Annotated in this window: 10 protein-coding genes and 1 rRNA gene; 6 read left to right on the top strand and 5 right to left on the bottom strand. The window is 72.7% G+C overall.

The window, feature by feature from the left end:
- Positions 1-92, top strand: a 5S ribosomal RNA gene (gene rrf / locus ACWCO8_RS29535); the annotation flags it as partial.
- A 200-nt stretch (positions 93-292) separates the two neighbouring features.
- Positions 293-790, top strand: a complete 498-nt coding sequence (locus ACWCO8_RS29530) for a hypothetical protein (protein WP_451034806.1) — start codon at positions 293-295, stop codon at positions 788-790.
- A gap of 74 nt (positions 791-864) precedes the next feature.
- Here the strand turns inward: ACWCO8_RS29530 and ACWCO8_RS29525 are convergent, their stop codons facing one another.
- The 5 genes from ACWCO8_RS29525 to ACWCO8_RS29505 are packed head-to-tail and all read right to left on the bottom strand — an operon-like array spanning position 865 to position 6296.
- Positions 865-2175, bottom strand: a complete 1311-nt coding sequence (locus ACWCO8_RS29525; RefSeq protein ID WP_451034805.1) for a DUF58 domain-containing protein — start codon at positions 2173-2175, stop codon at positions 865-867.
- Positions 2176-2187: 12 nt separating this feature from the next.
- Entirely contained in the window at positions 2188-3171 is a 984-nt protein-coding gene (locus tag ACWCO8_RS29520) for an AAA family ATPase (RefSeq protein ID WP_451034804.1), read from the bottom strand.
- Entirely contained in the window at positions 3168-4379 is a 1212-nt protein-coding gene (locus ACWCO8_RS29515) for a DUF4350 domain-containing protein (RefSeq protein ID WP_451034803.1), read from the bottom strand. The genes ACWCO8_RS29520 and ACWCO8_RS29515 overlap by 4 nt, the downstream gene beginning before the upstream one ends.
- Positions 4376-5065, bottom strand: a complete 690-nt coding sequence (locus tag ACWCO8_RS29510) for a DUF4129 domain-containing protein (RefSeq protein ID WP_451034802.1) — start codon at positions 5063-5065, stop codon at positions 4376-4378. The genes ACWCO8_RS29515 and ACWCO8_RS29510 overlap by 4 nt, the downstream gene beginning before the upstream one ends.
- Before the next feature lie 4 nt (positions 5066-5069).
- Positions 5070-6296, bottom strand: coding sequence for a DUF7544 domain-containing protein (locus ACWCO8_RS29505; protein WP_451034801.1), 1227 nt, complete (start codon positions 6294-6296; stop codon positions 5070-5072).
- Between the two features lie 478 nt (positions 6297-6774).
- On the opposite strand from ACWCO8_RS29505, the gene mtrA reads away from it, so the two are divergent.
- The 4 genes from mtrA (at position 6775) to ACWCO8_RS29485 (ending at position 12189) form a co-directional block, all read left to right on the top strand.
- On the top strand, positions 6775-7452 hold the full coding sequence (gene mtrA / locus ACWCO8_RS29500; RefSeq protein ID WP_362011954.1) for a two-component system response regulator MtrA: 678 nt from the start codon (positions 6775-6777) through the stop codon (positions 7450-7452).
- A gap of 1 nt (position 7453) precedes the next feature.
- The gene (gene mtrB / locus ACWCO8_RS29495; RefSeq protein WP_451034800.1) at positions 7454-9478 is read left to right on the top strand and encodes an MtrAB system histidine kinase MtrB; all 2025 of its coding nucleotides are present in this window, start codon (positions 7454-7456) and stop codon (positions 9476-9478) included.
- On the top strand, positions 9468-11330 hold the full coding sequence (locus tag ACWCO8_RS29490) for an LpqB family beta-propeller domain-containing protein (protein ID WP_451034799.1): 1863 nt from the start codon (positions 9468-9470) through the stop codon (positions 11328-11330). Before mtrB ends, ACWCO8_RS29490 begins: the two co-directional genes overlap by 11 nt.
- Before the next feature lie 103 nt (positions 11331-11433).
- Complete coding sequence (locus ACWCO8_RS29485) at positions 11434-12189, top strand: ComF family protein (protein ID WP_451034798.1); 756 nt, start codon at positions 11434-11436, stop codon at positions 12187-12189.
- Positions 12190-12393: the final 204 nt, after the last annotated feature.

Genomic DNA, 12393 nt, shown 5'->3' with positions numbered 1-12393 from the left:
CGCCCGGTTACATTCCGAACCCGGAAGCTAAGCCTTTCAGCGCCGATGGTACTGCAGGGGGGACCCTGTGGGAGAGTAGGACGCCGCCGAACAATTTTTAGCCTCAACCCCCGGACCTTGTCCGGGGGTTGAGGCATTTTTGCGTTCAGGCTGTTTTCGGCCAATGATTGATGTGGTCATGACATGTCAGGCTCGCTGTGTCACCCTCGTGGCGCACTCCGAACCCGGGCGGCTCACCCAGCGGCCTGGGTTCCCCCCACCCACAGTGCTGTGGCAAGGAGGAGCGACCGACATGAAGTACACCCCCTTACTGTCCGGATTGGCCGCGCTGGTGATCGCGGCCGGCATCGGTGCTTCCACGACGGCGTATGCCGACGCCGCCGACCTCAAGGTCGACGGCGTCATCGTCGTCTCGGGGAACACCTGCAGCTGGACCAATGCCAGTTCCAGTGCCAATCCGCCGAGCGCGCTCACCGTCGACCGGGCCACGATCAACAAGCCCGGCGGCAATCTGACCTGCGGCGGCGGTATCTCCGCCTCGCTCAACAACAACCCGGCCTTCACCTTCGACGACGCCGCCGGTACCGCGCGGACCGACGTCATCGACATCACTGGGCAGCAGTCGTTCGTGTCCTGTCGCTACAAGGCGACGAACATCGTCTGGAACCGTGACGGGTCGACCAGGAAGTACGTGAACACGCCGTTCACGGCTAGCAAGGTCTCGGGCTCGTTCCTGTGCCCGGGGTCCTTCAGCGCCGCGGCCGGAGAGGCTTCCGTCGTGTTCCGTTGATCCGGGCAGGTGAACCACGCTTGATCGGTGGCCGGTGCGGGATTCTCTCCGCGCCGGCCACCGGTCCGTTCGGCTCAGAGGCGGCCGGCGGCCTTCAGGGCCAGGTAGGCGTCGGCCAGGGCCGGGGCCAGGTTGTCGGGGGTGGCGTCGACGACCGTGACGCCGTGGCGGCGGAGCTGGTCCGCCGTGCGGTGGCGCTGGGCCTGGGCCTGCGTGGCGGCCGCGGCTTCGTAGACGCCGTCGATCGTGCCGCGGTGCGTGGTCATCTCGTCGGTGCGCGGGTCCGCGACCGAGGCCAGGAGGACCGTGTGGCGCTGGGTGAGCTGAGGCAGCACCGGGAGGAGGCCCTCCTCGATCGGGGCCGCGTCGAGGCTGGTGAGGAGGACGAGGAGCGAGCGGCGTGGGGCTCGGGCCAGGGCCGTCGCCGCGAGGGCGCGGGCGTCCGTCTCCACGAGTTCCGGCTCCAGTGGGGCCAGGGCGTTGACCACGGCGGGCAGGACGTCGCCGGCGGAGCGGCCCTGGACCTGGGCGCGGAGGCGGCGGTCGTAGGCCAGGAGGTCGACGCGGTCGCCGGCGCGTGAGGCGAGGGCGGTGAGGAGCAGGGCGGCGTCCATCGCGGCGTCGAGGCGGGGGACGTCTCCGACGCGGCCGGCCGAGGTGCGGCCGGTGTCGAGGACGATCAGGATGTGTCGGTCGCGCTCGGGGCGCCAGGTGCGGACGGCGACGGTGGTCTGGCGTGCGGTGGCCCGCCAGTCGATGGAGCGGGTGTCGTCGCCGGGGACGTACTCGCGGAGGCTGTCGAACTCCGTGCCCTCGCCGCGGGTGAGGACGCTGGTGCGGCCGTCGAGCTCGCGGAGGCGGGCCAGTCGGGACGGCAGGTGCTTGCGGCTCGTGAACGGGGGCAGGACGCGGAGCGTCCACGGCACGGTGTGGTTGCCCTGTCGGGCGGCCAGGCCGAGGGGGCCGTAGGAGCGGACGGTGACGCGGGCGGCGTGGCGGTCGCCTCGCCGGGTGGGGCGCAGCGACGTCGTGAGGCGGCGGCGTTCGCCCGCGGGGGCGGTCAACTTCTGGCGTGAGGCGGCCTGTTCGGTGCCGGGGAGCCAGCTGCTGGGCGGCCAGGCGTCGCGGAGTTGGGCGCGGAGGCGGCGGCGGGACGGGTTGGTGACCGTGAGCTGGACCTCGGCGCCGTCACCCAGTCGAACTGTTGTGTCACCACTTCGGGTGAACCGCAGCGTTCGCACTGGCGCGGCCATCGCGTAGTCGCACAGAATTGCGAGTGTGAGGGGCGCGTTCACCGCGAGGATCCCCGTCCAACTGGGGGCGAGGAGGCCCACGGGGAGGGAGCCGAGGGCGGCGAGCAGTGCGGTGCGTCCGGTGAGGGCCATGGGGCGCCGTTCTCAGCGGGGTACGGGGACGTGGGCGAGGATCGAGTTGATGACGGAGTCGGCGGTGACGCCCTCCATCTCGGCCTCCGGGCGCAGTTGGACCCGGTGGCGGAGGGTGGGGAGCGCGAGGGCCTTCACATCGTCGGGGGTGACGTAGTCCCGGCCGGTGAGCCAGGCCCAGGCGCGGGCGGTGGAGAGCAGGGCGGTGGCACCTCGGGGGGAGACGCCGAGGGTGAGCGAGGGGGATTCACGCGTGGCACGACAGATATCGACGACATAGCCGGCGATCTCGGGGCTGACCGAGGTCTTGGCGACGGCATCGCGGGCGGCCTCGAGTTCGGCGGGGCCGGCGACCGGTCGGACTCCGGCGGCCTTGAGGTCGCGGGGGTCGAAGCCGTTCGCGTGCCGGGTCAGGACGTTGATCTCGTCGTCCCGGGAGGGCAGCGGGACCGTCAGCTTCAGCAGGAAGCGGTCCAGTTGGGCCTCGGGGAGGGGGTACGTGCCCTCGTACTCGACCGGGTTCTGGGTCGCGGCGACGAGGAACGGGTCCGGGAGGGGACGGGGTGTTCCGTCGACGGTGACCTGACGCTCCTCCATGGCCTCCAGGAGGGAGGACTGGGTCTTGGGGGGCGTGCGGTTGATCTCGTCGGCGAGCAGCAGGTTGGTGAAGACCGGGCCCGGCTGGAAGGAGAACTCGGCGGAGCGGGAGTCGTAGACGAGTGAGCCGGTGACATCGCTCGGCATCAGATCGGGGGTGAACTGGACGCGCTTGGTGTCGAGTTCGAGCGTGGCCGCGAGCGCGCGGACCAGCAGCGTCTTGGCGACGCCGGGGACTCCTTCGAGGAGGACGTGACCCCGGCACAGGAGGGCGACGACGAGTCCGGTGACGGCGGGGTCCTGGCCGACCACGGCCTTCCCGATCTCGGTGCGCAGGGCCTCCAGGGAGGCGCGGGCGCTGTCCGAGGTCGTAGCGGTCTCGGGGGTCGGGGCGCTCATGAGGTGCGTACCTCTCTTTCGAGGGCGTCGAGTTGGTCAGCCAGGCGGATGAGTGCGGCGTCGTCGGCGGGAGCCGGGCCGAAGAGCAGGTCCCTGGGGTCCGCGCCGGTTCCGGGGAGCCTGGTGGAGAGCGCGGGGAGCAGGGTCTCGGGGGAGTGGGCGTCCTGGGCGGCGACGCCCAGGAGCGGGGCGATCCGGGTGCGGGTCGCGGTGCGCAGGACGGCGGCGGCGCGGTCGCGGGCGTTGGCCTTGCGGTAGAGGCGGGCGCGGCCCTCGGTGGCTTCGGAGGCGCGGATGGCGACCGGGAGGGGTTCGGTCACCAGGGGGCCGAGGCGGCGGCCTCGCCAGACGGCGGCGAGGACGGCGGCCAGGGCGAGTTGGAGCGCGCCCCAGAGCCAGCCCGAGGGGACGAGCGAGAAGAAGCTGTCGGTGGTGCTGTCGGGGGACTCGCCCTCGGGGGTGCCCTCGGTGGCGGAAGGGTCCGAGAGGGAGGGGAGGTACCAGAGGAGATGCGGGCGGGAGCCGAGGAGTTGCAGGGCGAGCGAGGCGTTGCCCTGCTTGTCGAGACGTTCGTTGGTGAGGAGGTCGGCGGAGCCGAGGAGGACGGTGTCACCGCCTCCGGCGGTCGGCAGGGCGACGAGGGTGGGGCGGTCGTCGACGGGGTAGCAGGTGGTCGCGTCGTCGACGGAGGTGGAGTAGCGCTCGCCGCCGAGGTCGACGCTGCCGGCGCGGACGGCGGCGGGAAGAGCGCAGTGCGGCTCGCGGGCCTTCACCGAGGTGCTGGGGGCCGTGGTGACGCCCGGGGCGAGGGTGTCGAGGGAGGCGGCCCCGGCGCCGACGAGGACGGTGCGGCCGCCGGAGGCGGTCATGGCCCGGTGCAGGGTGGACTGCTGGTGGTCGGTCAGCAGGTCCGGTGTGGCGACCAGGAGGGTGCTGTCGGCTCCGGCGGCGCCGGTGGCCTCGTCGAGGGTGGTGACCACCTGGAGGGTGACGCCCTGGGCCTTGAGGAGCTCGGCGACGGCGCGGCTGCCGTTGGGGTCGGCGGAGCGCGGGTCGAGGTGGCCGTGGTGGTCGGCGGAGCGCACGGTCGCCAGGACGATGCCGCCGATGAGGACCAGGGCGAGCAGGACGAGCACGCCGCGGGCCCGGGTCCAGATCTGGCGGGGTGCGAGCGAGGTCGAGGTGGTGCTGGTGCCGGGCCGGCTCATGCGGGCGCCCCCGCGGTGGCGGTGTCGAGGGTCGGCCTGGTCCGCTCCAGGGAGGTGTCCAGGTCCTCGATGCGGCGGTACGCGGGCTCGTCGGCGGTGCGGCCGCCGTATGTGACGTCGTCGAAGGAGCGGGCCGCGGCGCGGAGTTCGTCGGTGTGGGCGGGCAGGGTGCGGGCGGCTTCGGCGGCGGCCTCGTCGGCGGTGCGGCCGGGGCGGGCGTCGAGCAGGGTGCGCTCCTCCAGGGAGCGGACGATGGCCCGCATCCGTTCCTGGACGGCCTCGTTCCAGCGGCCGGCGGCGGCGTGCCGGGCGGCGGCCGCCCGGTGGTCGTCGGCGGTGCGGGGGCCGTCCTCGAAGAGGGAGTCCCCGGTGGCGGGGGTGCGTCGGGGGGTGCCGAGCCGCCACCAGAGCGCGCCGGCCAGGGCGAGCACGACCACGACGATCGCGACGAGTCCGAGCAGGCCGCCCGGGGTCGCGCTCGAGGCCGCGTCCAAGAGGCCACCGACCCATTCCCAGAAGCGGTTGAGGCCGCGTTCGAGGAGGCTGGGGTCGTTCTCGTGGTACATCGGCTTGGACAGTTCCCGCTCCGCCGCCTCCTGGGCGGGGGAGCGGGGAAGGTCCACCGGTATGTCGTCGGCGGCCAGGAGCGGCCGCCGCGTCGTGATCGTGCCCCCCGTTTCGATCACCCCGTCAGCTCCCGCCGGCCGGGTCGCCGGGGGCGGGTCCGTAGCCGGGGACACCGGCGGCGCGGGCGAGTTCGAGGTCCAGGGCTTCGCGGCGGATGCGCTGGTCGACGTAGAGCAGGACGGTCACGCCCGCCGAGATGGGGTACGTGATCGCGTTGATGAGGATGCCGCCGATGCCGTTGATGATCAGGAACGGCCAGCCGAACTCGGGGGTGGAGCCGGAGAGCAGGCTGTCGAAGCCGCCACCGTCGACGGCGTACGCGATGATCGCGAACGGGACGGCGACGATCATCGCCACGATGAAGAGGATCAGCTGCGTCAGCAGCGTGATGCCGAAGATCCGCCACCAGGAGCCCTGGACCAGCTTGGCGGAGCGCTTCAGCGAGGTGATGACGCCCTGCCGTTCCAGCATCAGCGCCGGGGAGGCCAGGCTGAAGCGGACCATCAGCCAGATCACGAGCACCAGGCCGCCCAGCGCGCCGACGGCGACGAGCGCCCCGCCGGCCACGGAGCCGACGAGGAGGCCGGGCAGCAGGGCGACGAACATGATGCCCGCGCTCATCAGCGGCAGGAGCAGGGTCAGCCCGCAGAGCTGGAGGAGCCGAGGCCGGGCCTCCCGCCAGGCGTCGCCGAGGGAGACCGGGCGGCCGAGGACCGCGCGGCTGATGACCACGGTGAGCAGCGCGGCGCTGACCAGGGTGGCCATGATGAGGATGAGGAGCGCCGGGATCGAGGCGATCAGGCTCGTCTGCAGGGAGTCGCCGAGCTGGGCGAGGGCCTCGTCCGGGGTCGCGTCCGGGTTCAACTCGGGCGGCGTCGGGGCGAGGAAGCGCTGGACGAGTATGTCGGCGGTCTGGGAGATCACCGCGACCGTGACCGTGATCGTGAGGACGGTGCGCCAGTAGGTACGCATCGTCGACACCGCGCCGTCGAGGATCTCGCCCATGCCCAGGGGGCGCAGCGGGATCACACCGGGCTTGGCGGCCGGGGGCTTGCCCCAGTTGCCGTACGGCGGCGGGCCGCCCCAGCCCGGGCCGGGCTGGGGGCCGTGCGCCTGGCCGGGGATCGGGGCGGTCGGCGGGGACCACTGTCCGGCGGGCGGCTGGTCCTTGGACCACTGGGGGGCGGAGTCGTTCACGTCACCGGGCGCAGTGGGCCGGGGGACCCCGGAACCGTCCTGGCCGTCGGAGGGAGCGGATCCGGGCGAAGTCCAGCCCGGAGTGTCGTTCACGGTCGTCCACCTCGAGGAAGGGTCGCGGGGCGGCCGGCTCGGCGAGCCGGCACGGTCACAGTGGCCGTTCCCCTCACGGGGCGGCGGGCCGTGAGCCATCGTGCCACGAGGGGCCCGCCGGTGGGCGAGGGCCTTGTATCACGTTCGTACGCCCATCGTCTGCGCCGCTCGGGGCGACCGGGCGCAGAACGGGCGGATGGATGCTCAGGGGGGGGACAAACCGGGGTGGCCGGCGGGTGGAGTCCGGCTGTGGCGGAGCGGGCCGTGGTGCGGGCGGAGTCGTTCCCGTGGGCCGAGTGGGGCCGCTCAGGGTACGGTTCAGCACGGCTGACGGGGGCTACGGGGGTGACATCCGTGTCTGATTTCGACACCCACAGGCACCGACCGTCCACGGTGGGTATCCGGGGACGTCACCGCAGGTCAGTGAGGTATCTCACCAGCCGCCTTGAGACTGATACGGAAATGGGATGATGTCGATATGAAGGGACGCGTTCTCGTCGTCGACGACGACACCGCACTGGCCGAGATGCTCGGCATCGTGCTGCGGGGTGAAGGGTTCGAGCCGTCGTTCGTCGCGGACGGTGACAAGGCGCTCGCCGTATTCCGCGAGGTCAAGCCGGACCTGGTGCTGCTGGACCTGATGCTGCCCGGAAGGGACGGCATCGAGGTGTGCCGGCTCATCAGGGCCGAGTCCGGCGTGCCCATCGTCATGCTGACGGCCAAGAGCGACACCGTCGACGTCGTCGTCGGGCTCGAGTCCGGGGCCGACGACTACATCGTCAAGCCGTTCAAGCCGAAGGAGCTCGTCGCCCGGATCCGGGCGCGGCTGCGGAGGTCGGAGGAGCCCGCGCCCGAGCAGCTCGCCATCGGCGATCTGGTCATCGACGTGGCAGGGCACTCGGTGAAGAGGGACGGGCAGTCCATCGCCCTGACGCCGCTCGAGTTCGACCTGCTCGTCGCGCTTGCACGCAAGCCGTGGCAGGTGTTCACCCGCGAGGTCCTGCTCGAGCAGGTCTGGGGCTACCGCCACGCGGCCGACACCCGACTGGTGAACGTGCACGTCCAGCGGCTGCGCTCGAAGGTCGAGAAGGACCCGGAGCGGCCCGAGATCGTGGTGACCGTCCGAGGCGTCGGGTACAAGGCGGGGCCGAGCTGACATGAGCAAGGGCAGTACTGCTCCTGAGGCCGGGGACCGAGGAGTCCGGTCGGGGCGGGCTGCCGGACCGGGGCGGGGGGGCTCGCGTTTCGGCCGTCTGCTCCAGGACGGGGCGCCGGGTGGCTCGGCGCTCCGGCTCCTCGCGCGCTGGGTACGTCGTCCGCTGCTGCCCGCCGTACGGCTGTGGCGGCGGAACATCCAGCTGCGGGTCGTCGCGGGCACCCTGCTGATGTCGCTCGGCGTGGTGCTGCTCCTCGGCCTGGTCGTCATCGGCCAGGTCCGCAACGGGCTCCTCGACGCCAAGGAGAAGGCAGCCCAGAGCCAGGCCGCCGGCGGGTTCTCCGCCGCCCAGGACAAGGCGGCGACCACGCCGTCGGGGCCGGGCGGGCAGGAGGGCGGCCGGGCCGGTTCCTCGCTCACCTGGCGCTCCACGCTGGTCGAGCAGCTCGCCAGTGGTGGCCAGAGCGCGTTCAACGTGGTCGCGCTCTCCCTGGAGGACTCCGACGGGCCCGCGAGTCGGGGCGCCCGCGCCTCCGGCGAGGTCGATCCCGCCACGAGCATCCCCACCGACCTGCGGCACTCCGTCGCCCAGGGCGCGGGCACCTTCCAGACGTACGCCCGGATCCACTACACCAACGGCAAGGGCTCCGAGCCGGGGCTCGTGGTCGGCAAGCGGCTCAACGACGCCGAGGGCACCCAGTACGAGCTGTACTACCTCTTCCCGCTGACGCAGGAGGAGGACTCCCTCACCCTGGTCAAGGGCACGCTGGCGACGGCCGGGCTGTTCGTGGTGGTCCTCCTCGGGGCCATCGCCTGGCTCGTGGTGCGCCAGATCGTCACCCCCGTGCGGATGGCGGCCGGGGTCGCCGAGCGGCTGTCCGCCGGGCGTCTGCAGGAGCGGATGAAGGTCACCGGCGAGGACGACATCGCCCGCCTCGGTGAGGCCTTCAACAAGATGGCGCAGAACCTCCAGCTGAAGATCCAGCAACTGGAGGAGCTCTCGCGGATGCAGCGGCGGTTCGTCTCGGACGTGTCGCACGAGCTGCGGACCCCGCTGACGACGGTACGGATGGCGGCCGACGTCATCCACGAGGCGCGCGTGGACTTCGATCCGGTCACCGCGCGCTCCGCCGAGCTGCTCGGCGACCAGCTCGACCGGTTCGAGTCGCTGCTCTCCGATCTGCTGGAGATCAGCCGCTTCGACGCGGGCGCGGCGGCCCTGGAGGCCGAGCCGATAGACCTGCGTCAGGTCGTACGGCGGGTGATCGGCGGCGCCGAGCCGCTCGCCGAGCGCAAGGGCGGCCGGATCGTCGTCGTCGGCGACGAGCAGCCGGTCGTGGCCGAGGCGGACGCCCGCCGGGTCGAGCGGGTGCTGCGCAACCTGGTGGTCAACGCGGTCGAGCACGGCGAGGGCCAGGACGTCGTCGTCAAGCTGGCCTCCGCCGGCGGGGCCGTCGCGATCGCCGTACGGGACTACGGCGTGGGCCTCAAGCCGGGCGAGGCGACCCGGGTGTTCAACCGGTTCTGGCGGGCCGACCCGGCACGCGCGCGTACCACCGGCGGGACGGGCCTCGGCCTGTCCATCGCGGTCGAGGACGCGCGGCTGCACGGCGGCTGGCTGCAGGCCTGGGGCGAGCCCGGTGGCGGCTCGCAGTTCCGGCTCACGCTGCCGCGCACCGCGGACGAGCCGCTGCGCGGCTCCCCGATCCCGCTGGAGCCGGAAGACTCCCGGCGCAACCGGGAGCAGGCCAAGGCACGCCCCGGTGGCCCCGGGCAGCCCCAGGGGGAGACGCGGGTGAGCGGGACGCACCAGAGCCAGGTGTCGCTGCCGGTGCAGCCGGTGGGAGACCGTCCTGCCCTGCCCGTACCGCCGCGTGTGCCGCCGGCGGCGCGGGCGACGGTGGATCCGACGGCGTTGCCGGGCAGTGGTGCCCGGGTGGTCGCGCGGGCGGCGGCCGAGGCCGACAGCGGTGAGGCGATGGCGTCGACGCACGCCGAGGGGGAGGACGGGACACGTGGGCGCTGACTTCCGAGGAGGGCGGAAGACGGCCAGGTCGAGCGTGCTGCTCGCGTGCGGCGGGCTGCTGGTGGCCGGGTGCGCGACGATGCCCGACACCGGGGACGTACGGCCGGTGAAGGCGTCCAACCCGGGCGACTCGCAGGTCCGTGTCTACGCGGTGCAGCCGCGCGAGAACGCCGAGCCCGACGAGATCGTCGACGGCTTCCTGGAGGCCATGACCAGTGACGATCCGGGGTTCGCGACGGCCAAGAAGTACCTGACGAAGCAGGCCGCGAAGAACTGGAAGCCGGAGCAGAGCATCAACGTGCTCACCACCGCGCCGGACCGTGAGCAGGCCGACCGGCTCGCCGACCCCGAGACGCAGGGGCGGTCGTATCCGATCCGCGGCCGGCAGGTCGCGACCGTCGACGCCCGGCACGCCTACCAGCCGAGGAAGCCCACCGAGTACCGGGACTTCATCCACGTCGTGCAGCAGCCCGCCGCCGACGGCAAGGGCAAGGAGTGGCGCATCGACCACCTGCCCCCCGGACTGGTGCTCAGCGAGGCCGACTTCCAGCGGAACTACCGCTCCGTCAATACGTACTACTTCGCCTCCGGTGAGGACTGGGTCGTCGCCGACCCGGTCTACATCCGGCAGCGGCAGGACCCGGTGACCCGGATGGATCCGGTGACGCAGACCGTCAAGGCGCTCCTTGAGGGGCCGACGAACTGGCTGCAGCCGGCCGTCGACTCGCGTTTCCCGTCCGGTACGCGGCTGAAGGAGGGCGTCACCACGCTGGCGACGGACGACCAGTCCACGCTGAAGGTGCCGCTCAACTCCAAGGCCGACCGGGTGGGCGGTGAGGTCTGCCGCGAGATGGCGGCCCAGCTGCTGTTCACGCTGGGCGATCTGACGTCCGTACGGGTCGAACAGGTGGAGCTGCAGCGGGGTTCCGACGGCGGCCGGTTGTGCGTGCTGTCCAAGGCGCAGGCCGAGGAGTTCGCCCCGGTGCGCGACTCGGGGCGGGCGGAGAACCCGTTCTTCGTCGCCGAGGACGGCACGCTCAAGACGCTGCCGGTCGGCGGCAAGGAGGACGCGCAGGCCGACGCGACGCTCGGGCCGTTCGGCAAGGGCGCGACGCCGCTGCGGTCGGTCGCCGTCGACCGGGACGAGAGCCGGGCGGCCGGGGTCGGCAAGGACGGGCGGGATCTGCGCGTGGCGTCGATCCTCTCCGACCACGAGCTGCGGCCCCCGCTGCTGTCGAGCACCGCGGACCGGCCCGAGGACCGGCTGTCCGCGCCGAGCTGGGACGGCCGCGGCGACCTGTGGGTCGCGGACCGCGACCCGGCCGACCCGAAGCTGTGGACGGTGCCGGACGGGGAGGGCACACCCGTCGAGGTACGGGCCCCCTGGCTGACCGGCGGCGCGCGCGTGGAGTCGCTGCGGGTCTCCGCGGACGGCGTGCGGATCGCCCTGCTCCTGAAGGAGAAGGACGGCCGGACGACCCTGAAGATCGGGCGGGTCGAGCGCGAGGGCGACGCGACGCGACCGACGGTCTCGGTCGTGGACCTGCAGGCCGTGGCGCCGCGCATGGAAACGGTCACGGCCGTGTCCTGGGCCGGCCCGAGCCGGCTCGTGGTGGTCGGCAAGGAGTCCGGTGGCGTCCAGCAGGTGCGGTACATCCAGACCGACGGCGCGACGTCGACGGCCTCGGTGCTGCCGGGCCTCAACGGCGTGACGGCGGTCGCCGCCCCCAACGACGACAAGGCGCCGGTCGTCGCGTACTCCGGCAACGACGGGATCGTGCGGCTCATGCCGGGCGCGAACTGGCAGCGGCTGGTCAAGATCGCGGGTAAGTCACCGGTCTACCCGGGGTAGCAGCCGGGCCGCCCCCGGGGCGCTCTCCGGTGGTTGTCCGGCGTCGTCCCGGTGGTTGTCCACAGGGGTGGCCGGGTGGGTTCCGCAGGAGGACAGTGGAGCCATGCGGGGGTGGTGGCGCGAGATCGCCGGGCTGGTGCTGCCGGTCGCCTGCGGAGGCTGCGGCAGGCCTCGCACGGAGTTGTGCCCGCCGTGCCACGACGAGCTGAGCGGTCCGGAGCCGCGCCGGGTCAGGCCCCTGCCCGAGCCGGCCGGACTGCCGGTGGTGCATGCCGCCGCGCCCTACGCCGACGCCGTACGGTCCGTGCTGCTCGCCCACAAGGAACGCGGTGCGCTCTGGCTCGCCGAACCCCTCGGCGGCGCGCTCGCGGGTGCCGTGGAGGCGGCTGCCGGGCGCTGTGACGGCCCGGGGGCCGGCCCCCTTCTCCTCGTACCGGTGCCCTCCTCCCGGCGCTCGGTGCGGGCGCGTGGCCACGATCCGACCCGGCGCCTCGCGCTGGCCGCGGCGGGGCGGCTGCGCCGTCGGGGGCGGGCCGCTCGGGTGATTCCGGTACTGCGCCAGCGCCGTGCCGTCGCCGACCAGTCGGGGCTCGGCGCCGCCGGGCGGTTCGCCAATCTGGCCGGGGCGCTGGAGGTCGTCGCGGGCGGCGCGCGGCTCATCGAGCGGGGCCGGGTGGTCCTGGTCGACGATCTGATGACCACGGGCGCGTCGCTGGCAGAGGCGGCGCGGGCACTGAGTGCCGTACACCCGTCGTTCATTCCGGGGTTGAACGGAGGCGATGTGGATAGGGGATCGGTACGGCCGACGGCGGCGGTGGTCGCCTGTTCTCCGTCGTCGTTCGACGTACGTTCGACATAAACCGGAACTGCCCAAGGACTTGCATCGTTGCAGGTGGTGAGAGGTGAATACACCCGTACGGAGGTATGTGGCCGCAGCGGGTGCCGACACCCGACCGAACGAGCTATGTTCGGTTGTGAGGAGTGGCGAATGCTACGCCTCACCGAATGCACGGGTGCGCCTACAGGACAGGAGTTCAGGGCGAATTAACCTCAGGTTGGTGGG

The sequence above is a fragment of the Streptomyces sp. NPDC001927 genome (assembly GCF_053594455.1).
Note: the sequence above shows the minus strand (reverse complement) of the source record. Positions and strands in the feature narration are given on the sequence as shown.

Excerpts from the sequence above, each read along its gene's own strand:
- ACWCO8_RS29530 (WP_451034806.1), top strand. The coding sequence starts at position 293 with ATGAAGTACACCCCCTTACTGTCCGGATTGGCCGCGCTGGTGATCGCG.
- ACWCO8_RS29525 (WP_451034805.1), bottom strand. The coding sequence starts at position 2,175 with ATGGCCCTCACCGGACGCACCGCACTGCTCGCCGCCCTCGGCTCCCTC.
- ACWCO8_RS29520 (WP_451034804.1), bottom strand. The coding sequence starts at position 3,171 with ATGAGCGCCCCGACCCCCGAGACCGCTACGACCTCGGACAGCGCCCGC.
- ACWCO8_RS29515 (WP_451034803.1), bottom strand. The coding sequence starts at position 4,379 with ATGAGCCGGCCCGGCACCAGCACCACCTCGACCTCGCTCGCACCCCGC.
- mtrA (WP_362011954.1), top strand. The coding sequence starts at position 6,775 with ATGAAGGGACGCGTTCTCGTCGTCGACGACGACACCGCACTGGCCGAG.
- mtrB (WP_451034800.1), top strand. The coding sequence starts at position 7,454 with ATGAGCAAGGGCAGTACTGCTCCTGAGGCCGGGGACCGAGGAGTCCGG.
- ACWCO8_RS29485 (WP_451034798.1), top strand. The coding sequence starts at position 11,434 with ATGCGGGGGTGGTGGCGCGAGATCGCCGGGCTGGTGCTGCCGGTCGCC.